Origin of the sequence: Alteromonas sp. CyTr2, from assembly GCF_947311905.1 — a bacterium.
GTDB classification, from domain to species: Bacteria; Pseudomonadota; Gammaproteobacteria; order Enterobacterales; family Alteromonadaceae; genus Alteromonas; species Alteromonas macleodii.
The window spans coordinates 1-24340 of the sequence record NZ_CAMZMZ010000018.1 but is presented as its reverse complement, the minus strand read 5'-3'; the positions used below and the strand labels follow the sequence as shown (position 1 = coordinate 24340).

At 45.2% G+C, this 24340-nt stretch carries 19 protein-coding genes and 2 tRNA genes; 13 read left to right on the top strand and 8 right to left on the bottom strand.

Translation table 11 applies throughout. The features are described from left to right. Positions 1-6: 6 nt before the first annotated feature. From QME20_RS11090 to QME20_RS11060, 7 genes are all read left to right on the top strand, one after another. Positions 7-1044 (top strand): RodZ domain-containing protein, encoded by a 1038-nt coding sequence (locus QME20_RS11090; protein WP_281715935.1) that lies wholly within the window; start codon positions 7-9, stop codon positions 1042-1044. 8 nt (positions 1045-1052) lie between these two features. After that, positions 1053-2171, top strand: a complete 1119-nt coding sequence (gene ispG / locus QME20_RS11085) for a flavodoxin-dependent (E)-4-hydroxy-3-methylbut-2-enyl-diphosphate synthase (protein ID WP_014950167.1) — start codon at positions 1053-1055, stop codon at positions 2169-2171. Between the two features lie 82 nt (positions 2172-2253). Beyond that, entirely contained in the window at positions 2254-3537 is a 1284-nt protein-coding gene (gene hisS, locus QME20_RS11080; RefSeq protein WP_075177060.1) for a histidine--tRNA ligase, read from the top strand. A gap of 12 nt (positions 3538-3549) precedes the next feature. After that, positions 3550-4170 carry a tetratricopeptide repeat protein gene (locus QME20_RS11075; RefSeq protein WP_281715957.1) on the top strand — a complete coding sequence of 207 codons (621 nt, stop codon included), beginning with the start codon at positions 3550-3552 and terminating at the stop codon, positions 4168-4170. A 44-nt stretch (positions 4171-4214) separates the two neighbouring features. Next, positions 4215-5474, top strand: coding sequence for an outer membrane protein assembly factor BamB (gene bamB, locus QME20_RS11070; RefSeq protein WP_014950164.1), 1260 nt, complete (start codon positions 4215-4217; stop codon positions 5472-5474). A gap of 289 nt (positions 5475-5763) precedes the next feature. Next, a complete protein-coding gene (gene der, locus QME20_RS11065) occupies positions 5764-7209 on the top strand; it encodes a ribosome biogenesis GTPase Der (RefSeq protein WP_014979823.1) in 1446 nt (481 codons plus the stop codon). 419 nt (positions 7210-7628) lie between these two features. After that, positions 7629-8354, top strand: a complete 726-nt coding sequence (locus QME20_RS11060; protein WP_014950162.1) for a choice-of-anchor E domain-containing protein — start codon at positions 7629-7631, stop codon at positions 8352-8354. Positions 8355-8653: 299 nt separating this feature from the next. On the opposite strand, the gene QME20_RS11055 is transcribed toward QME20_RS11060, so the two are convergent. Next, the gene (locus QME20_RS11055; protein WP_049588931.1) at positions 8654-9811 is read right to left on the bottom strand and encodes a hypothetical protein; all 1158 of its coding nucleotides are present in this window, start codon (positions 9809-9811) and stop codon (positions 8654-8656) included. A 15-nt stretch (positions 9812-9826) separates the two neighbouring features. Next, positions 9827-11179, bottom strand: coding sequence for an exodeoxyribonuclease VII large subunit (xseA, locus tag QME20_RS11050; RefSeq protein ID WP_049588930.1), 1353 nt, complete (start codon positions 11177-11179; stop codon positions 9827-9829). A 100-nt stretch (positions 11180-11279) separates the two neighbouring features. Here xseA and guaB point away from each other — a divergent pair, with 100 nt between their 5' ends. The 4 genes from guaB to QME20_RS11030 all read left to right on the top strand — a co-directional run bounded on the left by guaB (position 11280) and on the right by QME20_RS11030 (position 17244). Then, complete coding sequence (guaB, locus tag QME20_RS11045) at positions 11280-12749, top strand: IMP dehydrogenase (protein WP_014950158.1); 1470 nt, start codon at positions 11280-11282, stop codon at positions 12747-12749. Positions 12750-12819: 70 nt separating this feature from the next. Then, positions 12820-14397 carry a glutamine-hydrolyzing GMP synthase gene (gene guaA / locus QME20_RS11040; RefSeq protein WP_281715934.1) on the top strand — a complete coding sequence of 526 codons (1578 nt, stop codon included), beginning with the start codon at positions 12820-12822 and terminating at the stop codon, positions 14395-14397. Positions 14398-14609: 212 nt separating this feature from the next. Then, on the top strand, positions 14610-16232 hold the full coding sequence (locus tag QME20_RS11035) for a methyl-accepting chemotaxis protein (RefSeq protein WP_281715933.1): 1623 nt from the start codon (positions 14610-14612) through the stop codon (positions 16230-16232). Between the two features lie 109 nt (positions 16233-16341). Continuing rightward, entirely contained in the window at positions 16342-17244 is a 903-nt protein-coding gene (locus tag QME20_RS11030; protein ID WP_014979818.1) for a histone deacetylase, read from the top strand. Positions 17245-17326: 82 nt separating this feature from the next. On the opposite strand, the gene QME20_RS11025 is transcribed toward QME20_RS11030, so the two are convergent. The 6 genes from QME20_RS11025 to folD all read right to left on the bottom strand — a co-directional run bounded on the left by QME20_RS11025 (position 17327) and on the right by folD (position 23657). Next, complete coding sequence (locus QME20_RS11025; protein ID WP_281715932.1) at positions 17327-18343, bottom strand: phospholipase A; 1017 nt, start codon at positions 18341-18343, stop codon at positions 17327-17329. A 35-nt stretch (positions 18344-18378) separates the two neighbouring features. Then, positions 18379-19221 (bottom strand): MBL fold metallo-hydrolase, encoded by an 843-nt coding sequence (locus tag QME20_RS11020; RefSeq protein WP_014950153.1) that lies wholly within the window; start codon positions 19219-19221, stop codon positions 18379-18381. 37 nt (positions 19222-19258) lie between these two features. Continuing rightward, the gene (locus QME20_RS11015; RefSeq protein ID WP_281715931.1) at positions 19259-20977 is read right to left on the bottom strand and encodes a proline--tRNA ligase; all 1719 of its coding nucleotides are present in this window, start codon (positions 20975-20977) and stop codon (positions 19259-19261) included. Positions 20978-21159: 182 nt separating this feature from the next. Next, positions 21160-21879, bottom strand: a complete 720-nt coding sequence (gene tsaA, locus QME20_RS11010) for a tRNA (N6-threonylcarbamoyladenosine(37)-N6)-methyltransferase TrmO (protein ID WP_281715930.1) — start codon at positions 21877-21879, stop codon at positions 21160-21162. 238 nt (positions 21880-22117) lie between these two features. Continuing rightward, a complete protein-coding gene (locus QME20_RS11005) occupies positions 22118-22696 on the bottom strand; it encodes a DUF1415 domain-containing protein (RefSeq protein ID WP_281715929.1) in 579 nt (192 codons plus the stop codon). Positions 22697-22802: 106 nt separating this feature from the next. Beyond that, entirely contained in the window at positions 22803-23657 is an 855-nt protein-coding gene (gene folD, locus QME20_RS11000; protein WP_014950149.1) for a bifunctional methylenetetrahydrofolate dehydrogenase/methenyltetrahydrofolate cyclohydrolase FolD, read from the bottom strand. Positions 23658-24002: 345 nt separating this feature from the next. On the opposite strand from folD, the gene QME20_RS10995 reads away from it, so the two are divergent. After that, positions 24003-24079, top strand: a tRNA-Pro gene (locus QME20_RS10995). 24 nt (positions 24080-24103) lie between these two features. After that, a tRNA-Arg gene (locus QME20_RS10990) sits at positions 24104-24180 on the top strand. Positions 24181-24340 lie beyond the last annotated feature (160 nt).

Sequence of the window (24340 nt, the reverse complement as noted above, 5' to 3'; positions counted from 1 at the left end):
GGTTTAATGGTGTCGGAAGAAAAAGCGAATCAAGAAGTTACTTCGCAACAACAAGAAAACACGCCAAGTCCAGGGGCAATGCTAAAAGCGCGCCGTGAAACGCTAGGTTTGTCTCAACAAGATATTGCTGATAAATTATTTTTGAAAGCTAAACAAATCAATGATTTAGAGAATGATGTCATTGATGAAAAGTCTTCGGTGACTTTTACAAAAGGATACGTGAGAAATTATGCCAAGCAATTAGGCATGAATTCTCAAGAAGTTATTGAGGCATTCGAACGCTTCCACAATCAAACATCTGTACCATCTTCCGATAGATTACAGAGCTTTTCAAAGCGTGTCGCAAAACAGACACACGATGACAGGTGGATGATGGTAACTTATGTTATTTTACTTCTTATCATTGCCGCCGTTGTCGTGTGGTGGTATCAACAGCCTAGTGACGACACGGTAGCTGAACTGCCACTTAGTGAGGCTGTTAAGCGGGAAGCCGCTAATACGCCAGTTCCATCGGCCGGCACAGATACCGACAGTGTAACTACTGACGCCTCGTCGTCGCAGGGTGATACTGCTGGAAACAATCAGCTAGACACGGGCGTGAGCAATAGTTCAAACTCAGAAACCAGCGGTGCGTTCAGCGACCAAAATAGCGGTTTTAACCAAGACGGTAGCTTGAATGATGGTGCAATCTCAGCACCCGATACAGAGGTGAATGATAGCAATAACCTAACCGCTCTGGTTGATTCTGCGAATAGTAACGAACCCCAACCCAACCTTAATGTGAATAGTCAGTCTGATGCAGCGCCAATTGCTATGGTTTTCACTTTCGACGATGACTGTTGGGTTAATATAAAAGACGCGTCTGGAGAAGCTATTGCCTATGGGGTAAAGCTAAAAGGACGAGTTATGGAAATTCAAGGCGTTCCTCCTGTTGAAGTTACGCTCGGTGCACCGGATAATGTGCGCATATCAGTTAACGGCGAGTCTGTTGATATTTCTTCATACCAAAACGGTAAAACAGCTCGCTTCGCACTTCCTTTATAGGTAATTAGATGTTTGCAGAAAGCCCTATTAAGCGCAGAAAGTCTACGCGTATTAATGTAGGTAACGTCCCTATTGGTGATGGCGCTCCCATTGCTGTTCAATCTATGACGAATACGCGGACCACAGATGTGGCAGCGACCGTCGATCAAATAAACCGTATTGTTGCAGTGGGTGGCGAGATCGTTCGAGTATCTGTGCCCACGATGGAAGCGGCTGAAGCATTTAAAGAAATTAAAAAGCAGGTGAGTGTGCCACTCGTTGCAGACATTCATTTTGACTACCGTATCGCACTTAAGGTTGCTGAATACGGCGTAGATTGTCTGCGCATTAACCCAGGTAACATAGGTAATATGGAGCGTGTGCGCTCTGTGGTCGATTGTGCAAAAGACAAAAATATTCCTATCCGCATTGGTGTGAACGGTGGCTCGCTAGAAAAAGACTTACAAGAGAAGTACGGTGAGCCAACGCCAGAAGCGCTGGTTGAATCCGCAATGCGTCATGTGGATATTCTCGACAAGCTTAACTTTGATCAATTCAAAGTCAGCGTTAAAGCGTCAGATGTTTTCTTAGCTGTTGGCGCCTATCGTTTATTGGCACAAAAAATAGACCAGCCGCTTCACTTAGGTATTACCGAAGCCGGTGGTCAGCGCGCCGGCGCCGTGAAGAGTGCAGTTGGCTTAGGTATGCTATTGGCTGAAGGTATTGGTGATACACTTCGTGTTTCGTTAGCGGCCGATCCAGTGGAAGAAATTAAAGTAGGCTTCGATATATTAAAGTCACTGAGAATTCGTTCTCGCGGTATAAACTTTATTGCTTGCCCGAGTTGTTCACGACAAGAGTTCGATGTAATCGGCACAGTGAATGCTCTTGAGCAGCGATTGGAAGATATTCTTACGCCAATGGATGTCTCTATCATCGGTTGCGTGGTTAACGGCCCAGGCGAAGCAGAAGTGTCTGATTTGGGCCTCACTGGCGCACGTAACATGAGTGGCTTATACGAAGACGGTAAGCGCGTTAAAGAACGTCTTCCCAACGACGATCTAGTGGATAAGCTTGAAGCTAAGATTCGCGCCAAAGCATCGCGTATGAGTGAACAAAATAAAATTCAGGTCTCGGTTAAAGACTGAGACATTTTTTGTTCATTGTTGTTTATTCCCAAAGCCCCTATAATGCGGGGCTTTTCACTATTTAGCAGTATGAGAATTTCACGTGGCTAAGACTATTCAGGCAATTCGAGGCATGAATGACTGCCTACCGGAGATTTCCGGTACATGGCAGAAGGTAGAATCTGTACTTCGTCAGGTTGTGGCGAGTTATGGTTACCAGGAAATACGTACTCCCATCGTTGAAAGCACCGACTTGTTCAAGCGCTCTATCGGTGAAGTTACCGATATCGTTGAAAAAGAAATGTATACCTTCGAAGATAGAAATGGCGACAGCTTAACGCTGCGTCCAGAAGGTACGGCAAGTTGCGTGCGCGCAGGAAACGAGCACGGCTTATTGTACAACCAGCAGCAACGCCTGTGGTACATGGGGCCAATGTTCCGTCATGAACGTCCACAAAAAGGGCGTTATCGCCAGTTCCATCAGTTCGGTGTAGAGACCTACGGTATGGACGGCCCTGACATCGACTTAGAAGTTATTCTTCTTAGTGCACGCTTTTGGAAAGCTTTTGGTATTGAGCAGCACGTAAAACTTCAAATCAATACCTTAGGTTCAAACGAAGCTCGCGCTGCATATCGCGATACGCTGGTTGAATTCTTAAAACAGCGTGCAGACCAGCTCGACGAAGATTCACTGCGTCGACTTGAAACGAATCCACTTCGCGTACTCGATTCAAAGAACCCTGATGTTCAAGCTGCGATTGCCGATGCGCCAGCGCTAATCGATCATCTTGATGAAGAATCTAAAGTACATTTTGAAACCTTGTGTTCGCGCTTAACGCAAGCAGGCATTGAGTTTGAAATAAATCCTCGACTAGTGCGCGGATTAGATTACTACAACCGTACTGTGTTTGAGTGGGTGACAGATAGCTTGGGAGCCCAAGGTACAGTGTGTGCTGGAGGCCGTTACGATGGCTTGGTAGAGCAACTCGGGGGCAAAGCAACGCCTGCGGTTGGTTTTGCTATGGGCATTGAACGTTTGGTACTGTTGCTAACCACGTTAACCGAAGAAGGTCAGGACTCGAGCTTCGCAGATGTTTACGTAACGGCGATGGGCGAAGAGGCACAGTCATACGCTATTGAGGTAGCAGAGCATCTTCGAAATACGCTTCCTAATACACGCATAATGATGCACTGTGGCGGCGGCAACTTTAAAAAACAACTAAAGCGTGCAGATAAAACAGGTGCACGTTTAGCGCTGCTTTTAGGTAATGACGAAATGCAGTCTCGCGAAGTAGGTGTTAAACCACTGCGCGATGGTCAAGAACAAGTTACAGTCAGCTTCGATACCTTATCTGATAAGGTTGCAGAGATGCTGAGCGCAAAATAAAAAGAGGACATGATGGAACAGTTCGCAACAGAAGAACAACAAGTAGAAGCGATTAAACGTTTTTGGAAAGAGCACGGTACTGCAATTATTGTCGGTGCAGCGCTTGGTCTAGGTGGCCTTTGGGGCTGGAGAGCGTATTCAGAAGCGCAAATTGAAACTAAAGAAGCGGCATCGGTTGCCTATCAAAATGCCGTAGAAACATTCGGTACAGAAGGCAGCGACGCAAAAGTTAACGCTTTTATCGAAGAGAACAAAGACAGTGGTTATGCGAGCATTGCCAGCCTTCTTGCTGCTAAGCAAGCGGTAGATGCCGGTGATTTAGACGCTGCAGCTTCTCACCTAAATAGCGTAGTAACCTTTGCCGAAAATGATGAATTGAAAGTGCTTGCCTCACTTCGTTTGTCGCGTGTTCAAATTGAAATGAACCAGCTGGACGCGGCGTTGTCTACGCTTAGCAATGTAACAAATGACGCATTTTCAGCAGAAGTTTCTGAATTAAAAGGCGATGTGTATCAAAAACAAGGCAAGTTTGATGATGCTCGCTTAGCTTATTCAAATGCGTTAGAAAAAAATGCCAACAATCCGCTTTTACAAATGAAGTTAGATAACCTATCGGTATCTGCTGCGCAATAAGCGAAAGCCTTAGGGCTGGTATAAATAATAAAGAGGTACGCAATTTGTTTCACAACACGTGTGGCCGTAAAGGTCGATTTGCTCGCACGATAGGTATGGCACTCGCGGTGTCTATCACAATGTCTGGCTGCTCAACTATTTCAGACTGGTTTGCAGATGACGAAGAATTAGAGATTCGTCGTTTAAAGCCTATTGAGGCTAAATTCACACCTAAATTAGTGTGGGATCGCGATATTGGTGATGGCGTTAATCATTACTTCTCTCGTCTTCGCCCTGTTTATGCCTATGACAAGCTTTACGCTGCCGATCGCCATGGCGCCGTTGTCGCGATGGACCCTGAGTCGGGTAAAGTGTTGTGGGAGAAAGATTTCGCACAGTTTCGCTCTGAGGGCATGCTAAGCTCAGTCACTAATTTGTGGCGTAGCGGTGAGACTGCACGTATTGGTGGTATCGCCGTAGCAGACAGACACGTATTCATTGGTACAGAAAACGGCTATGTAGCTGCAATGGATGCAGAAACCGGAGAGTTGGTTTGGGATGCGTCTGTTCCCGGTGAGATTTTAGCGGCTCCGGCTGCTGATGAAGGCATCTTAGTGGTTAACACGGGTGCTGGTAGCTTATTTGGTTTCAATACCCGCACTGGTGAACAGTTGTGGAGACACGAAGGTGATACTCCTCCGCTAACACTACGTGGTATTTCTGGCCCAATCGCATCTAACGGTGGTGCTATCATCGGCACACCTACAGGTAAAATTCAGGTTAACCTTATCGAAACAGGTGTACTTGCGTGGGAAACGGTAATTGCAACGCCTTCTGGTGCAACAGAGTTAGAGCGTATTGTTGATATCGACACAACGCCTGTTTTATTTGGCGGCACGGTTTACACGGTTTCTTACAACGGAACATTAGCTGCTGTAGAGTTACGTTCAGGACGTGTAATTTGGAAACGTGAATATGCATCGTTTCGCAATTTGAATATCGACGGCAATAAAATTTTTGTTGTAGACAACAACTCTAACGTTTATGCCCTTGATAGACGAAACGGCGTAGAGCTTTGGTCTCAAGGTTCACTTAAGCATCGCTCATTAACGGCTGCTACTCCAGTAGGCGACCATGTGGTTGTTGGTGATAACTGGGGCTTTCTACACTGGATTGAACAAGAAACAGGTGAAGTTGTTGCACGCCTAGATGTTGGCGGCGATGACGAAGATGATTCAATCTATGCTGCGCCGTTGAAGGTTGATGATAAGATTATAGCGGTAACACGTAATGGCGTAATAGCGTCGGTGCAAGTTCCAAAGTAACAGGAACGTTTCGCTAATATTTAAACAGAAAAGGTGCTTAAAGCGCCTTTTTTTATACCCCGCGGTTTTTTCGGGCCTAAACTTGGCCATTATCAATGGGTAGACGGTTTCTCTTCGTGTTATTGAACGCCATTGGTATTAGGTAGTGAACAAGGTATAATGCGCCCATTCTCAAAAGCCTCATAGTAATCACCTCTCGTTAGAGAATACAGCTCCCGAACGTTAGTTGTAATAGATGGTGTATGCGGCTTGTGCTTTTTTAGCTTTCATGACCCCTAGGATCTGATAAATGTTACCCGTTGTTGCTTTGGTTGGCCGCCCTAATGTTGGTAAGTCAACCTTGTTTAATCGCCTTACAAATACCCGTGATGCACTAGTTGCTGACTATCCGGGGCTAACTCGCGACCGTAAATACGGCCAAGCGAAATTTGAAAAGCGCCAGTTCATAGTAGTGGATACCGGCGGTATTACGGGCGATGAAGAGGGGATTGATGCTGAAATGGCACAACAGTCTTTGTTAGCTATAGAAGAGGCTGATGTCGTATTGTTTTTGGTTGACGCCAGAGCAGGTATGCTGCCAGCCGACCAAGGTATTGCTGATCATCTTCGACGCATAAACAAAAAAGTGTTTGTTGTGGCGAACAAGGTTGATGGAATTGACGGCGATAGCGAAAGTGCGGAATTTTATTCCTTAGGCTTAGGTGATATTAAGCAAATTGCTGCGGCGCACGGTCGCGGTGTTAGCCAATTGCTGCAGGACGCCTTAAAGCCACTTGAATCTGATTTCCCGGACATGGAAATTGTCGATGAGGAGCCTGAAGAAGAAGAGGATGCTGAAACGCAGCGTCAACGCCTTCAAGAGTTACCTATCAAACTTGCTATCGTAGGTAAGCCCAACGTGGGTAAGTCGACACTGACAAACCGCATTTTAGGTGAAGAGCGCGTGGTGGTATTCGACATGCCAGGCACCACCCGTGACAGCGTGTACATTCCAATGGAAAGAGATGAGCGTGAATATATCCTAATCGATACCGCGGGCGTGAGAAAGCGTAAGAAAATTAGTGAAGCCGTAGAGAAGTTCTCTATTGTTAAAACTCTTCAGGCAATTGAAGAAGCTAACGTAGTGCTATTGGTTATTGATGCCAGAGAAGGTATTACCGACCAAGATCTTAGCCTATTAGGCTTTGTGCTTAATTCAGGTCGTTCATTAGTAGTTGCCGTGAACAAATGGGACGGATTAAGTACTGACGTGAAAGACGACATAAAGCGCGAGATGGACCGTCGTTTAGGCTTTATCGACTTCGCTCGAATTCATTTTATTTCTGCGCTTCATGGTTCGGGTGTTGGTAATTTATTTGAGTCTGTACAAGAAGCGTATATGAGCGCGACCAAGCGTATTAACACCGCGCTGCTTACACAAATTATGGAAATGGCTCAGGATGACCATCAGCCTCCGCTGGTGCGTGGTCGCCGAGTTAAAATGAAGTATGCTCACGCAGGTGGTTACAACCCACCGGTTATTGTTATTCACGGTAATCAAGTGGATGACTTACCAAGCTCTTATAAACGTTTCTTGATGAATTATTTCAGAAAAGCGCTAGAAATTATGGGCACGCCTATCAAGATAGAATTCAGAGAAGGCAACAACCCGTTTGAAGGTAAGAAGGCTAATTTGACCTTGGCGCAGCAGCGCAAGCGCCGTCGAATGATGTCTTATTACAAAGATAAAAAGTAGCCTTGTTAAGTACATCGCTGCGCTTATTAGCGTAGTGATGTACAAGTTCGCTATTAAAAAAAGTATTAATGTCTCTTTCTTACCACGCTAGTTTTTGCCGCGTTAACAGACCCAAGTATCTATAGCGTTATCAGTGTACTGCATGCATTGCATCAGCCTACCTAAGTTTCAACCCTCCTTTGCTGATTTTACTAAAGCATCAGCCGTGCCAAACTATATTCTGTCGGTCATAATTACAACTAAAGTGTAATATTTTCTATCAGTGAATAATTTTTAGCTTTCATTATATAACCTTAAATTTTGTTAACCCATGCTACATGCGGTATTGCACATAAATTAATCTATGGTTTCTTTCTTGCAGTCACAGGGAGCCCCTTCGACCGTCGGGGTAATTCTAACTATATGAGCAGGATGAATTTATGAATAAGCGAATTATTGCCGCTGCCATCATCGCAGCGACTACAATGCCAATAAAAGCAGCAATTATTACGCAAGAAGTATCCTTTGGTGAACAAGGAAGTCCTTTCGACGTGGCAGAAGTATCGCCGCTATCGGAAAGTGTGTTTATTGACGCATTTGATCAAACACTGGGTACACTGAACGCTGTAAATATAACGGTCTATGGACAGATAGACAGCGAAGGAAGATCCGTTAATGGAAGCTCTGAAGCAGGTCGCACTGACGTAGATATCTTTCTAGCGTCGAACTGGCAAGTATCCAGTAGCGTAGCTGATACGTTTGTATTTGAACAAGCAAATTTCGTTAATCCGCTTGTCTCTGCACAAAGCTCACCAGAGGGGACATTCACAATGATTCCAGGTGAAGATTCTGCCGAATTTGAGTTTGATGTGACAACAGGCGAACGGTCGGGGATGCTAGCAAACGTAGACTTGTCGGCCTTTCTAGCCGGAACTCCAATCGAATTTTTGTTTTCAACGGATGCGAGAACGAACGTATTTAATCAAGTAGACGGGGGAACGGGTAGCTTTACAAATGAATTCTCAACGGGTTCTTGGGGTAAAGTGTTCGTAGAGTTCGATTACGCCCCGACAGCCACTAGTGTTTCTGAGCCAGCGGCATTTAGCTTATTTGGCGCGGGGCTTTTGTTCTTATTATCAAACAGAAGAAAAGTAATCAAAAAATGAGTGTAACGTCTATCGATTATTACAATTTCGACCGTTTATAATCCAGACAAAGGAAGAATGATGTCAGTGGAAAAATTACACTCAGCGAAGCAGCCGCTTCAAAAAGACCAAGTTTACAATTGGTTTGATAGGTATAAACCGAGAGAACAGGCGAAAGTTCACATTTTAAGCAGTGACGTGAAACGTAAGTCAATTAATCCTGTAATGCGGTTTATTGAAAAATAAAAACAGCAACGGTTCGCTCTTACCCATTGGCCAAAGTTTAGCAACTAGTGATACAACTAATCTTTTCTATGGTATCAATTGGCGCTTTCTAAAAGCAGAGAGCGAACCTTTTTCATCATTTCAGACTCTTGCGGAACTTCTACGTTAACAATCAATTGATTAACAATATTGTCTGAAAAGTCAGGAGGAAAAGTCGTAGACACTTTTACGATTTTATCTTGTAGCTTAAAGACATAGGTTGTCGCGTAAATTGTTGGTGATGTTTCAGATGCCGCGCTCAGCCCCAATCTCCATCCTCTTAATGCGCTGTTAACCTCGTAGCGTGAGGCTGGACTGATTTGAGACAACGTTAACTGCTGTAAATCGGCTGTAGCACTAGCTCTTTGCAGATCACTTTCTAGTTGCTTAGGAAGTAGCTCGTTTTCATCTGAAGAAAGCTGATCTAAAAAGGGATATACGGTGACATCAACGAGCGCATCTTCAAACTCAGGGTGTATATAGCGAGTAATTGCACCGTTAAACGGGTCTGGATATAACTGAGTATCTAATTTAGTGAAGTCGCCAATGGCGTTTGGTACCTGTAATCCACCCTTATAGTCGCTAGCTTCTAGCGCATCGAACAAAAACTGGCTGGTAAATAATCCAGAATGTTTGGCATGTTGAATCCAGCGGGCAATCAACGATTGCGCTTCTTCTTCGGCTAAAGCGGTTTCCGTTTTCACATCTGTGTTTTCTGCGGCACTCGCATCAAATGAAGATGAGTCAATTTCTATCCCTCGCCATTGTAAAGTGAATTCTGCAAATTGTTTTGCGTGCTGTCGATGCATGCCAGGAGCTGCGCCAACGTTAGCAATCAATAGTTCGTAGTCGTTTCCTTCGCCATAAGGGAACAAATGACTGAACTCTCCTGATTCGCTTAGGAGTTTAATAAAGCTGTCGGGCGAAATAGCATCTTCAAAACACAAATTAGTGGATTGAGAAGCATTAGCTTCGCTTAATGCTCGCTGGGCTCCACAAGCCCTGAGTAACGTCTCGCTCGGGTAGGTAGAAAAAACAGAGACAGGTTGATTGACCATAGAAGCAAAGGTGAAGTCAGGCACTAGTAACAGAACAAAAACGCACAAAGGTGTCAAAATTTTTGGTACAGCGAACCGCTGTGACTTTAGGCTCCAAAATGCACAGGCCCGCTGGTAAATACTGGAAAAGGAAAACGCGTTTACATGAACGGGCATAATACTTAAGGCTACCTATTGCCGCTGAATGTGTGTCACTGTACTGGTTATTTCTCCGTCAGTCACCCGAGATTTTATCTCATCACCTACATTTACTTTATTCACGCTATTAATGGCTGCTTTGTCGGACAAAGTAATGCTGTAACCACGGGCGAGCGTTGAAAGAGGACTTACGGATTGTAAGAGGCTAACTTTACCACCAAGTTCATTTTTTTTGCTTCTAATGAGTGTATTCATGCTTGATAAGAGCTTGGTGCTAGCGTAATTCAGTTTGTCTTTTGCACGCGCCACGTTTGCTGATGGCGATTGTTTGTTTAGCCTGTAATCAAGACCTTGTAATCGCTTCTCTGCTTGTGCCAAGTCGTTTTGCATCTTATGCGCTAAACGAAGTTGTAGTCTGTCTAACGTTTGCCACTGCGATTGGATGCGGCTTTGTGGATGCAACGCATTTAGCCGTTGTTTCTTTAAAACAAGCTGTTGTTTACTCGTTTGAAGGTACTGATGTATTGCCCTTGCTAAGCGTTGTTTTTGCTGACTTAGCGTTTGGTAAAGAGCGGCAGAATCCTGACTTAAGATTTCGGCAGCAGCAGATGGGGTAGGGGCGCGAACATCAGCGACGAAGTCACTAATGGTGAAGTCTACCTCATGGCCTACGGCGCTAACGATGGGAAGGGCACTTGCAGCGACTTCTCTTGCTAAGCTTTCATCATTAAAACACCACAAGTCTTCTAATGAACCGCCGCCTCGCGTAAGTAACAGCACATCCACTTCTGCGCGGTGGTTAGCCGTTCTCAACGCATTAATTAACTGTAAAGGTGCGGTTTCACCCTGAACCATCGACGGATAAACAATGATTTCGGTTTGTGGGCTGCGTCGTTTTAATACACTTAATACATCGTGAAGCGCTGCACCGCTTGATGAAGTTATTACGCCGATGCGATTAATACGTTCAGGTAGCGCACGCTTGTTAGCAGTATCGAACAAGCCTTCATTGTTGAGTTTGAACTTTAGGGCTTCGAACGCTTGCTTAAGCGCACCTTCGCCATCGCTTTCCATGTGTTCGACAACCAGTTGATAGTCGCCGCGTGCTTCGTAAAGGCCAACCGACGCTCGCACTAAAATTTTGTCGCCTTCTTTAGGGCGAATGCGAACATTGCGGTTTGATCCCTTGAACATGGCTGCGCGAACTTGGGCTTTGTTGTCTTTGAGCGTGAAGTACCAATGCCCTGATGCGGCTGCCACAAAGTTGGATATTTCGGCAGATAGCCAAATAAGGCCAATTTCGCCTTCCAGTACGGTTCTGGCTAAGCGATTTAGCTTGGTAACTGTTAAAATTTGTCGAGACGTAGATGGCGAATTTGTAAACATAAAAAAAATCACTGGGTTTAATACATTTAGAGTTTACCTGAAAACTAAAAAACACTACAATTGCGCCGCAATTAACCCTCAACTGAATAGGTGTTGTTGCATGCTACGTATCATCCAAGAAGCCCTGACGTTCGACGATGTGTTGCTGGTTCCCGGCCACTCGACCGTCCTCCCTCACACAGCCAACTTACAAACACGCCTTACGCGTGGCGTAACGTTAAATATTCCAATGGTGTCTGCTGCCATGGACACGGTTTCTGAAGCCCGTCTAGCTATTGCGCTAGCCCAAGAGGGTGGTATTGGTTTCATTCATAAAAACATGAAGCCCGAAGAGCAAGCCAAACACGTACGTGAAGTTAAGAAATACGAAAGTGGTGTGGTATCTGACCCGGTAACGGTTGAAGAGAATGCGACCATTGGTGAAGTTATCGCGCTTTCTAAGCGTCTTGGTTACTCTGGCTTCCCGGTGACTGACAAAGATAATAACCTAATTGGTATTGTGACAGGCCGCGATCTTCGCTTTGAAAAGCGTTTGAATTTGCCTATTAGAAACGTAATGACCGGTAAGGATGATCTGGTTACCGTTAAAGAAGGTGCAAGCTCTGATGTGGTTTTAGATCTTATGCACGAACACCGCATTGAGAAAATTCTTGTCGTCGACGACGCGTTTAAGCTTACAGGCCTGATCACTGTTAAAGACTTCCAGAAAGCAGAAAACAAGCCTAACGCATGTAAAGACTCGCTTGGTCGCCTACGTGTTGGTGCTGCGGTAAGCGTTGGACCAGGTACTGACGAACGTATTGCACTACTTGTAGATGCAGGCGTTGACGTTCTACTTATCGATACCTCTCACGGTCACTCGCAAGGCGTTATTGATCGCGTGAAAAAGGTACGTGCAGACTATCCAGACGTACAAATTATTGCGGGTAACGTTGCGACGGGCGATGGCGCGAAAGCACTTGCCGATGCCGGCGTAGATGCTGTTAAAGTGGGAATTGGCCCTGGTTCAATTTGTACTACCCGTATCGTAACCGGTTGCGGTGTGCCTCAAATTACTGCGGTATCAGATGCAGTAGAAGCGCTTAAAGATACTGACATTCCAGTAATCGCTGACGGCGGTATTCGTTTTTCGGGTGACATTGCTAAGGCGTTGGCTGCTGGCGCAAGCTGCGTAATGGTTGGCAGCATGCTAGCAGGTACTGAAGAAGCGCCAGGCGAAGTAGAACTTTTCCAAGGCCGTTATTACAAGTCATATCGCGGTATGGGTTCACTAGGCGCTATGGATCAAAGCCACGGTTCGTCAGACCGTTACTTCCAAGATTCTGATAACGCTGAGAAACTTGTACCAGAAGGTATTGAAGGTCGTGTAGCGTACAAAGGTCCAATTGCTAATATTATCCATCAGCAAATGGGCGGCTTGCGCTCAGCCATGGGCTTAACGGGCTGCGCAACGATTGAAGAGCTCAATACCAAGGCACAATTTGTGCGCGTAACTTCAGCCGGAATGGGCGAGAGCCACGTGCACGATGTAAGCATTACCAAAGAAGCGCCAAATTACCGTTTAGGTTAAGGCGACCGACGACTGCGAGGCTGGTACTACACCAGCCTTTGTTCTTTTATTTAACGGGTAAAAATAAAACATGACCACAAATATCCACGACCAACGCATACTTATTTTGGATTTTGGCTCGCAATACACGCAGTTGATAGCACGTCGTGTTCGCGAAATAGGCGTTTACTGTGAGCTTTGGGCTTGGGATGTGACCGAAGAGCAAATCCGCGAATTTAATCCTCAAGGGATTATTCTGTCAGGTGGCCCAGAGTCAGTAACCGAAGAAGGCTCACCACGCGCGCCGGAGTACGTATTTGAAGCCGGCGTGCCAGTGCTAGGCGTGTGCTATGGCATGCAAACCATGGCACAACAGCTAGGTGGTGGCGTACTGGGTTCAGACAAGCGTGAATTTGGTTATGCGCAAGTAGAAGTGATTAAGCCAAGCCCGCTGCTGGATAAAATTGAAGATGCGATAGGCGATAACGGCGCGGCGCTGCTTGATGTATGGATGAGCCACGGCGATAAAGTGGCAGCTATTCCCGAAGGGTTTGAAACCATCGCGCAAACCGCTTCATGCCCACATGCTGCAATGTATAACGCAGAGAAGCAATTCTATGGCGTGCAGTTCCATCCTGAAGTGACTCACACTCGCCAAGGCATGCGTTTATTAACTCATTTTGTGATGGACATCTGTAAGTGTGAAAAGCTCTGGACAGCTGGCGCAATTATTGACGATGCCATTGAGCGTATAAAAGAGAAGGTGGGCAATGAAGAAGTTATTCTTGGCCTTTCAGGCGGCGTAGATTCTTCAGTAACAGCCATGCTGCTTCACCGCGCGATAGATGACAAACTTACTTGTGTGTTTGTAGACAATGGCCTGCTTCGCTTAAATGAAGCTGATCAGGTAATGGAAATGTTTGGTGACCATTTCGGCCTTAACATTATCCGTGTAGACGCTGAAGAGCGTTTCCTTAATCGCCTAAAAGGCATTGAAGATCCTGAGCTTAAACGTAAAGCTATTGGTAATGAGTTCGTTCGTGTATTTGACGAAGAAGCGGGTAAGCGTGAAAACGCGAAGTGGTTAGCGCAAGGTACTATTTACCCAGACGTTATTGAATCAGCGGGTTCTGCAACGGGTAAAGCGCACGTAATCAAATCGCACCACAACGTGGGTGGTCTTCCAGAAGATATGGAGCTAGGTCTTGTTGAGCCACTGCGTGAACTCTTTAAAGACGAAGTACGCAAAATCGGCCTTGAGCTAGGTTTACCGTACGACATGCTTTACCGTCACCCGTTCCCTGGTCCGGGTCTAGGTGTTCGTGTACTTGGTGAAATTAAGAAAGAATATTGCGACTTACTACGTCGTGCAGACGCTATCTTTATTGAAGAGCTATATGCAGCTGACCTATACCAAAAAGTAAGCCAAGCGTTTACCGTATTCCTTCCAGTGCGCTCAGTTGGCGTAATGGGTGATGCGCGTAAATACGACTGGGTAGTAAGCCTTCGTGCAGTAGAAACCATCGATTTCATGACAGCTCACTGGGCACATTTGCCCTACGACTTCCTAGGTAAAGTGTCGAATCGCATTATCAATGAAATTGACGGCATTAGCCGCGTAGTATACGACATTTCTGGTAAGCCACCTGCTACAATTGAGTGGGAATAAACGGGTGTAAATTTACCGAAATGAAAAGAGAGCCTTCGGGCTCTTTTTTTGTATCTACTTAAAAAAGAGCAAGTTAATAAGCCTGTTACTATAAGGGTGTATATTTTCGCATATATTGGTATGTTGATTCATACCAAATTTGTAACCATACCGTCATAAAAATATCATTTAATGGCGACGTCCTTCTTTATATTTATACTAAAGGTTAAGCCGTGTTCAATTACACAAGCATCAGCCGTTTGGTGATGACGCCTGTTCTCGCCAGCTTTTTAATTCTTGTACTATTAAACGGTGCCTCAATTCTAAAGTCTTTCTCGTTACTTAATTCATTCGATGAGTTAGAAAACACCCTTGTTCAGTCAGAACGAGACGTCAATACCACGCTAAGTACTTTCAAAACTCAAGTGCAAGAGTGGAAGAACGTATTGTTGCGTGGCCACAAAAAAGACGACCGAGAAAAATACTGGGAGCGATTCAAGCAGAGAGAGGCCGGCATCACTCGCCAGTTTGACCTGATGCTATCAAGTAGTGTGATAAGTGAAAGCGTGAAGTCAGATATCAGGCAATTTCAAAAAGCCCATGCAGTCATGGCCGAGAAATACCGTGAAGGATACGACGCATTTATTAACTCAGGGTTTGATCCAAAGGTTGGAGATAGCTTTGTTCGAGGTATTGATAGAGAGCCTGCTAAGCTCCTCTCAGGTATCGCGGCGGAAATTGCAGCCGATTCAGCGAATGCGATTGCTGAACTTAAAGCCAATACGCGCACTATGCTCTGGATAATTCTACTGGCAGCAATTGCGCTTTCTGTGCTTTCTGTTGCTTATGTGATTGCTCGTTTGCGCTCTCAGGTTATTAAACCAACAAAGCAGGTTGCGGCGTGTATATCCAACTTGGCTCATAGCCGTTACGACTACGCGTTAACGTATTCCAGCGATCATGAATTGGGCATGCTGGCAGAATCTGCCAGGGCATTACAAAACAAATTGAAAGATTCGGTTGCGCAGCTTCAACAAGCGGAGACCGAAATGGAGAAGGCGTTTGGCACCCTCGGTAACGTCAGTCAATCCATTATGGAAGGCGCCAATGGACAACGGGATGCGTCGCGCTCGCTTGATAGCAGTACGGATAAACTTAAAGAGATTGTGCAAAATTTAGTGGCAATCACCGACCAAGTCGCTGTGGCGACAAATAACTCAGAAAAGAACGTGGCAAGTTGTTATGCTACGTTTGAAAGCGCCAATGCAGGCTTTAAGCAGCTAGCAAAAACGGTAACCGAATCAAGTAATATCGTGTCAGAACTGCAAAGCCGCAGTACCAATATTCTAAAAGTGGTAAATGTTATTAATGAAATTGCCGATCAGACTAACCTACTGGCTCTAAACGCTGCAATTGAAGCTGCTAGGGCAGGTGAGCATGGCCGTGGTTTTGCTGTGGTAGCCGACGAGGTTCGAGCACTTGCAGCTAAAACACAGCAGTCGACCAAGGAAATTAACGACATTTTAAGTAGTTTTGAAGCTGAAGCAAAAGGCGCCGTTGCGGCGATGTCGTCAGGCAAGCAGCTGTCAGACACAAACGCAGCAGAAGCAGCGACAGCGCTTGAAACACTCAATAACGTGGTGAGGGATATTCAAGAAACCGCCAGTGTAGTTGTGGCGCTTAACGAAGCCGCAGATGAGCAAGAGGCTGTACTTCAGCAGGTGGAAACAATTATCAGTAATGTGGTCACATCATCTGAAAAATATCATAAACTTGCTCAGCGTGATGACATGTCACGCTCAATGAAAAGTATGTCAGAAAATGTTGAAAAGGTGGTGAACAGTTTGACCCGGTAACTGTGCTTTGTCAGTATAAACACGTTAAAAGGGAGTGTTTGAACAATGTTCACGCTCCTTTTCTTTTATCTGTTATAGATGCGCGCGCCCTAAACTAGTATTGATAATAATGACAACACCACTCGTATTTCATCCTATTTATAGCCAGTTAGATCTTCCTGAGCGACACCGATTTCCCATCGAGAAGTACGTAGGTATTCGCGATGAATTGTTAAATCGTGGTGTGGAAGCATCGCGTTTTGTTACTCCATCACCGGTTGATCTTTCTTTTCTCACTGCCTATTACGATCCGGACTATGTTGATGCACTAAGTACTGGCGCATTAGATAAGAAAGCCATGCGCCGCATAGGCTTTCCCTGGTCGCAGCAGCTGATTGAGCGTACCCGTACTGCCGTTGCTGGGACCTGTTTAACAGCCAAGCTAGCGCTAGAGCATGGAAAAGCATTGAATTTAACGGGCGGGTATCATCACGCGTTTGCTGATTTTGGTTCAGGTTTTTGCTTGTTCAACGATTTATATTTGGCAGCGAAAACTATGCAGCAAACCCCGTCCGTTGAAAATGTGCTTATTGTCGATTTAGATGTGCATCAAGGCGATGGCACAGCAAAACTTGCCGAAAACGACCGTGATATTTTTACCTTATCTATTCATGGTGAAAAGAACTTCCCTCACAGAAAGCAGCGTTCCGATATTGATATAGGACTCGATAAGGGCACCGCAGACGATGAGTATCTAACTACGCTAGAACAAGCGCTAACGATGGTAATGAGACAATTTCAGCCCGATGCCATCATCTATGACGCAGGCGTTGATGTGCATGTAAACGACGACCTTGGCCATTTGCATATTTCTACGCAAGGCGTGTACGAAAGAGATACGCAAGTCTTTGCGTTAGCCGAGCGTTTGGGCGTTCCGATTGCTGCGGTAATTGGTGGAGGCTACCAAAGAGATATTGCAGCGCTGGTAGAGGTGCATATTCAGCTTTATCGCGCGGCAGGCGTGATTGATTAGCAAACAGTGATGCCTAAAATGAAAAGAGCACGCCATACAAAAGCGGTTTGGCGTGCCCATCCTGTGTCTACGTGGTTATTTATTACAAAAAGTGCAGCTGAAAACCGATACCAATACGTTCTTGTGAGCGGTTATAGTCGATAAGCGAATCACCATAGCCATTGAAGTATTGAAGCAAGACTTCATAGCGGTCAGAGATAGGGTAGGTGAAGTCTAGCTGGATGCTGCCTCGGTTCTCATCTACGTCGAGGTTATTTCGTAAAAGCGCCAGTACTTTAAACGCGCCAATTTTCCTTCCATAACCAAGTTCCATTCTACCGTAATAGTCTTGTATATCAGGGTTATCGTCGCCGGTTGGATCAAGCGGGTCTGTTTTCTCGTCTTCAGGAATACGGTACCACGTCTTTAGGTAGTAGATATCGTCATCGTCGCTAAAGACAATAGAGGCAAATATACGGTTCCAGCTTCGAGAGCGCAGCCCGCTTTGACCGTTAGACATATGATTGAAACCAACTTGAAAAGTATTAAATTTGTAGCCAAGTACGGAATAATCGGCTGTTTCTTGCCAAAAGACTTCTGGTTCGTAATTGGTCTCGCGAAACGGCTTCGACGCTTCGCTGTTATAAAGCTGCCAGAAAGAGGTTAGCGTAAAGCCAAAGTAAACACCGTCGAATCCTGTATCTTCCAAATAAAGCGGCAGCTTTGCGCTTACCTGAAATTTGGCTTCTTTATTGTCTATGTTCTCGTTTGTTAGTTCTTCACTGGCTACAGAGCTTGGATTGGAAACGTAAGTGATTGGAAGTAGATAGTTTTGTCTATGCTGAGTGATAGCAAACACATTATCCAGTGCTTCTTTATCGCCTTCTAATCGGTTATCCAGTGCACTTTCCGTGATGGTGTCACGCTTGATGATATCGATAACTTCAATACCGCTTTCATCCTGTGACGATTGATTTTCTTCATTTTCAACAGTGCGCTCTTGTTCACTATTTTCTAAAGATGACGCTTGTTCGCTTACCACTTCTTGTGATTGTTGAGCGCACACAGGCGTACAAGCAGCAAATGCTGCTAAAAATACAAAAGGCTTTAACATAGACACCTTTAATTCTCCGTAACGTGGGGTTGTTGTTATGCTTAACTGAAGTCCAGTGCTTGGCCTTCTGAAGATGCAAATACTTGTAGATTAGACTCTGCCACTGTGACGTATACATTACAATGGTTTACAACATCATCTATATCGTCATCAGTCCGTTCTGGATCATGACTATATAAAGCTAATTTTTTTGCGTTACATGCCATTGCTAGTTTCACCGCTTCTTCCGCGACCGAATGACCCCATCCGTTCTTAGCTGGCATGTCAGACAACATGTACTGTGCATCGTGTATTAGCAGATCGGCATTTTGTGCAAATTTTGCGAAATCGATAAAGTCTGTTTCTTTTTTGTAGGGGGGGTAAAGCTCATTATCTGTTATGTAAGCCACCTTTGCGTCATCGGCTTCAATACAATAAGCACTGCCACGACCGGGGTGGTTCATGGCTAAGCGAGTTATGGTTGCGCTTCCTACTGAAAATCGGCTTGTAGACTTGGGAATATCGACAATAGAAATGTTAGCTTTCAGCGCACTTCGGGGGACTGGAAATAACGACCCTTCCATTTGCTTTAAAATTTGATCAGGTTCATCAAGGAGGGTTTGACCCGGGTATATGTTGATTTCGCGTGAAGCCTGATAGATAGGCGCAAAAAAAGGGAAGCCTTGAATATGATCCCAATGGTTGTGGCTCAACAGCAGATTAATGGGTGTATCTTTTTGAATAAGGCGCTCGCCAAGCACGCGAATCCCTGTGCCAGAGTCGAGGATGATATCGGTACCATCCTCAAGCTCAATGTGAACGCATGCAGTATTGCCACCATAGCGGACGTAAGCTGCTCCCGGGGTAGGGATTGACCCTCTTACGCCATAAAATGTTAACCGCATACGCCCTCTTTTCTAATCTAATCGGCGAGATCAGGCGCTAGAGTGCGGCTACAAAGCCCTTTGCTGCACTAATATCTAACAACTGCTTTTCACCAGTACGTCTATTCTTATACTCAACCTGTTGATTATCTAGGTTTCTTTCACCAATAACAATGCTGTGAGGTATGCCAATTAATTCCATATCATTGAACATGACACCCGGACGCTCTTTTCTGTCGTCAAACAACACTTCTACGCCAAGGGCAACAAGCTCTTCATAAAGCGCTTCCGCTGCTTCTTTAATACGATGAGACTTATGCATATTCATTGGTATTAATGCAATTTTAAACGGTGCAATAGGATCTGGCCACTTTATGCCAAATTTATCGTGGTTTTGCTCGATAGCTGCCGCAACAATTCGAGATACGCCTATACCGTAACAACCCATAGTTAAGGTTTGGTGCTTACCTGATTCGCTTAGTACGCCGCAGTTCATGGCCTCTGAATACTTGCTGCCAAGCTGGAAGATATGGCCCACTTCGATGCCGCGTTTAATATCTAGCGTGCCTTTCCCGTCAGGAGATGCATCGCCTGCTACAACGTTGCGAATATCAACGCCAGTAATATCTTCAGACCAGTTTACGTTAATATTTACCTTACCGCCTGCGCCTGCGCCTGTAGTGAAGTCAGCAAGGGCAGCTGCACTAGCGTCAATAAAAGCGGGTACAGGCAGGTTGGTTGCATCAGCAAACAATGGTGACACGCCAAGAATATCTTTTGCTTGTTCAAATGATGCTTCAACAAGCGGGCTTGCAACGCTGGATAACTTCTCTGCTTTTACATCATTAAGCTCATGATCAGCACGAAGTACAAGGGCTACCCATTTATCAGAAACTACTTCTTCGCCTTTACTGTCTACTTCATTAGCGGCTTTCACTACTACGACTTTGACCGCGTTTGTCACTTCGGCTTCTACGCTTTTTAAGATGGCATTGAAATCTTTGCCTTTGGCATCTTTAGTCTCAACTGCAGCGCCCGATGCGACAGCTTTTTCAGGCGCAACAGCTTCAGCCATTTCAACATTGGCAGCGTAATCACTGTCGCTTGAGAAAGCGATATCGTCTTCACCTGATGCGGCAAGTACGTGGAATTCGTGAGAGTGATTACCACCAATAGAGCCAGAGTCGGCAATGACTGCTCTGAAGTCTAAGCCCATACGCGAGAATATATTGCAGTAAGCGTCGTACATTTTTTGATACGTTTCTTCTAAACAGCTGTCTTCTAAGTGGAAGCTGTACGCATCTTTCATGGTAAATTCACGACCACGCATAATGCCGAAACGGGGGCGCACTTCGTCGCGGAATTTAGTCTGAATTTGGTATAGATTGAGCGGAAGCTGCTTGTAGCTGCTAATTTCATTACGCACAAGCGCGGTAACAACTTCTTCGTGCGTTGGGCCTAATACGAAATCACGCTGGTGGCGGTCTTTAATACGAAGTAACTCTGGGCCGTATTCTTCCCATCGTCCAGATTCTTCCCACAGATCTGCGGGCTGAACAACGGGCATTAGCACTTCAATCGCGCCTGCTTTGTTCATTTCTTCACGAACAATATTGGCTACTTTATTAAGTACACGAAGACCAGATGGCAACCACGTGTATAGACCCGAGGCAAGCTTTCTGATCATACCAGCTCTTAGCATAAGCTGGTGGCTGATAACCTCTGCATCTGCAGGTGTTTCTTTCTGCGTGGCAAGCAAATATTGACTAGTGCGCATGTAAAGCAGGTATCCTGTTATAAATGTATTTATGACGGTTAGTGTGATGCTCTTTCGCAAACGGCAATTCGCAAAACAAAACATTGCGAAATGCTTGAACCGAGATAAGGTGTCACACGTTTGGGCGTATTCTAATTAACTGTGAGCTATTTCGCCACAGACTGTTAACACTAATAGTGTAATTATCCTAAATGAATCAGTTCGGTCACCTTAACGGCGGCATCTCTTATTTCGAACCCCACATCAATATCGTATAACGTCACACGGTAGGTTTTCTCGTCATTTTCAATATGCTGTTTATAGGCTGGGCGAGGGTCTTGGGACAGTACCGCAGTCACCAAAGCAGAAAAATCACGGTGCTTTTTCTCTATTTCAGCAAGTATGGGCTTGATTGTATCAGCGAATGAAACGTCGCGATTGGGTATGGGGTTAATGTCATCAAGATTATCGCTGGCGCTAGGAACACTATCAGCGTACGCGATATAGGGCTTGATATCGGCAAGTGGTGTGCCGTCGACTAAATCTACTCCTTCAACCACTAACTGTGTCTGTCCGTTACTGCTAACCACACCTTTGTTTTTCACCACAGACATGCCAATCCCATTAGGTCGGTGGGTACTGCGACTTGCCAATACGCCCATAGTTGCATTACCACCTAGACGAGGGGCTTTTACCGTATTTTTCCAACCGCGTTCAATATTCTGGTGAAAGATAAAAAGCAGCCAAAGGTGACTGTAATTCTCTATCCCTTTAAGCATATTGATATCGTTAAAGCCTTCTTCGAAGGTAATAACACCTTGGGCTTTAGCCAAGTTGGGCTGTCGTGGGATAGCAAACTTTTGCTTGAAAGGCGTAGCGACGGTCGCTATCGCCTCTAGAGAAAATGAATTGTGGGTATTCACGTTTTAGCCTTAACGAAGTCAAAAATGTGTAACGTTGTCATATTACTCACATAATTTGCAGGTAAAGTGACGTTTCAAGTGAAAACTTGAGCCAAATAAACATTCTGCTTGTTATAAGGCGCAGCTTATTTGGGTTCCCTGGAGTAATCCAATACTTTGGGCCTGCTCGCATCACGAGCTTATTCTTTTTTTAGTGGGTGTTTTTAACATTGCACAAAAAAGGTAAGCTTCACGTGTTTTATCGAGCGGGCTTATCTTTTTTAAGCGTGTCTAACACACCCTCAAAATAAGGGCACCCAAGCGTCCGTGCCTTTTTAATGTTATGGCTGAATATCTTTTCGGCATCTTCTTCTTTCTTCATGTAGCGTGTGATATCAGTTTCACGAATCAAATGCAAAAGCGGGTAGGGTGAACGATTGGTATAGTTTTCAGCATCGTCTATGTCGCTACCGTCGAATACATAATTGGGGTGGAAGCTGGCAAGTTGGTAAGTGCCGCTGTATCCCCAGTCGTGCAACATATTATCGCTGATAGCCAATACATCGAGATATTCGTTGAAATCAGCAAGGGTTGAATGCGTGAGTGCAATTAGCGTCGTAGCGGTGGTGTCGTTCTCTTCTAAATGCCGCAACTCATCGTATAGCGATTGAACGACATTTCCCGCATCGCCCTCAATTACCACACACCGAATTTGGTGAGGTGTTCTTACATAGCGCGCAAAGGGACAAAAGTTGTGCTTTATCACAATGTCGTCAACCCATTTAAGCGTTGCATCAATTACGTGCTGTTCCCATAGAGGAGATGTTGGTTCTGCCATAAAAAGGTGTAGGTCAGTTTGAGTCTGTGTTCAACGTGAGGGGAGTATAAAACAAAAAGGCAGAAATTTAATTTCTGCCTAACATTTTGGTTGAACTATTTGTGCTTTAAGAATGATATTTTACGTAAGCTTCCAGCGTATTCTCTATCAAACTGGCTACTGTCATCGGCCCAACTCCGCCTGGAACGGGGGTTATCCAGCCTGCGCGCTCTTTCGCTTTTTCGAAATCAACATCGCCAACAAGTGAACCATCATTAACGCGATTAATACCTACATCAATGACAATCGCGCCCTGCTTTACCCAGTCACCAGGAATAAAGTTCGGTTTACCTACTGCGACTACCAGTAGGTCTGCACGTTGAACGTGACTTTTAAGGTCCTGAGTAAACTTGTGACAGGTAGTAACGGTGCAGCCTGCTAAAAGCAGTTCCAGGCTCATAGGGCGCCCCACAATATTCGACGCACCTACAATGACCGCGTCCAAGCCTTTTACAGGGCGCTTGGTTGACTCTATCATGGTCATGATGCCTTTTGGCGTGCAGGGACGTAGTGCAGGAATACGCTGTGCAAGGCGGCCAATATTGTATGGATGAAATCCGTCGACATCTTTATGAGGGTGAATACGTTCAAGTACCTTTTCTGCATTTAACCCTGCAGGTAAAGGAAGCTGTACCAGAATTCCGTCTATCTCTTTATCTTCGTTTAGCTCGTCCACTAAATTTAGCAAGGTCTCTTCTGTAGTATCAGAAGGAAGGTCGAAAGAGCGAGAAACGAACCCCACTTCTTCGCACGCTTTACGTTTATTGGAAACATAAACTTGAGAAGCTGCATCACTGCCAACAAGGACAACGGCTAGGCCTGGTTGTCTTTTACCTGCTTGCGTAAGCGATTCAACATAGGAGGTTACGTGTTGGCGAACTTGTTTGGCAATTAGTTTGCCGTCAATAAGATGGGCGGTCATAGTCTTGTACGATTCTTATATGGTTGGGTGGTCAACAAGTGCCCTATATTGTTTCATAAAATAGGACTAATACTCTAGTAGTTATTACTCGGCAATTATTCGCCACAAATGTTCAACGTAAACGACCGTTAATGGAAAGCCTGATGCTTACCCTTCAAAAAAGCCCAAACCTAGGCTAAAGACAGGAAAATACAAGGGTGATTGTTCAAAAAAACGTGAGAATGGATGCTTTGTGAGCGGTTGATGATTTAATTTAAAAAAGTGTTTGACGAGGTGGGGGGATGTCAGTAATATTCGCACCCCGTAACGGCACAGAGGCTAACGCTTCAAGGTCGGTACGACAGTCGGTGAGTGGCGCAGCTTGGTAGCGCACTTGTTTTGGGTACAAGGGGTCGCAGGTTCAAATCCTGTCTCACCGACCACTTTTTGCAGCGAAGATTCGCCAAGCGCCCGTAGCTCAGCTGGATAGAGCAACGGCCTTCTAAGCCGTGGGTCGCAGGTTCGAATCCTGCCGGGCGCGCCATGCGAGTCAGGTAGGTCCTGATAGCAAGGCTGAATTTTTGTATTTACACTGCTAAAATAAAGCGTGTAAATTGCAAACACACCCTATGGTGGGCGTAGCTCAGTTGGTAGAGCCCCGGATTGTGATTCCGGTTGTCGTGGGTTCAAGTCCCATCGTCCAC

Coding starts and splice junctions, on each gene's coding strand:
- ispG (WP_014950167.1), top strand. CDS start 1,053: ATGTTTGCAGAAAGCCCTATTAAGCGCAGAAAGTCTACGCGTATTAAT.
- QME20_RS11020 (WP_014950153.1), bottom strand. CDS start 19,221: ATGCGGTTAACATTTTATGGCGTAAGAGGGTCAATCCCTACCCCGGGA.
- QME20_RS11090 (WP_281715935.1), top strand. CDS start 7: ATGGTGTCGGAAGAAAAAGCGAATCAAGAAGTTACTTCGCAACAACAA.
- guaB (WP_014950158.1), top strand. CDS start 11,280: ATGCTACGTATCATCCAAGAAGCCCTGACGTTCGACGATGTGTTGCTG.
- QME20_RS11055 (WP_049588931.1), bottom strand. CDS start 9,811: ATGCCCGTTCATGTAAACGCGTTTTCCTTTTCCAGTATTTACCAGCGG.
- QME20_RS11075 (WP_281715957.1), top strand. CDS start 3,550: ATGGAACAGTTCGCAACAGAAGAACAACAAGTAGAAGCGATTAAACGT.
- der (WP_014979823.1), top strand. CDS start 5,764: ATGTTACCCGTTGTTGCTTTGGTTGGCCGCCCTAATGTTGGTAAGTCA.
- QME20_RS11060 (WP_014950162.1), top strand. CDS start 7,629: ATGAATAAGCGAATTATTGCCGCTGCCATCATCGCAGCGACTACAATG.
- QME20_RS11015 (WP_281715931.1), bottom strand. CDS start 20,977: ATGCGCACTAGTCAATATTTGCTTGCCACGCAGAAAGAAACACCTGCA.
- QME20_RS11030 (WP_014979818.1), top strand. CDS start 16,342: ATGACAACACCACTCGTATTTCATCCTATTTATAGCCAGTTAGATCTT.
- xseA (WP_049588930.1), bottom strand. CDS start 11,179: ATGTTTACAAATTCGCCATCTACGTCTCGACAAATTTTAACAGTTACC.
- folD (WP_014950149.1), bottom strand. CDS start 23,657: ATGACCGCCCATCTTATTGACGGCAAACTAATTGCCAAACAAGTTCGC.
- QME20_RS11005 (WP_281715929.1), bottom strand. CDS start 22,696: ATGGCAGAACCAACATCTCCTCTATGGGAACAGCACGTAATTGATGCA.
- guaA (WP_281715934.1), top strand. CDS start 12,820: ATGACCACAAATATCCACGACCAACGCATACTTATTTTGGATTTTGGC.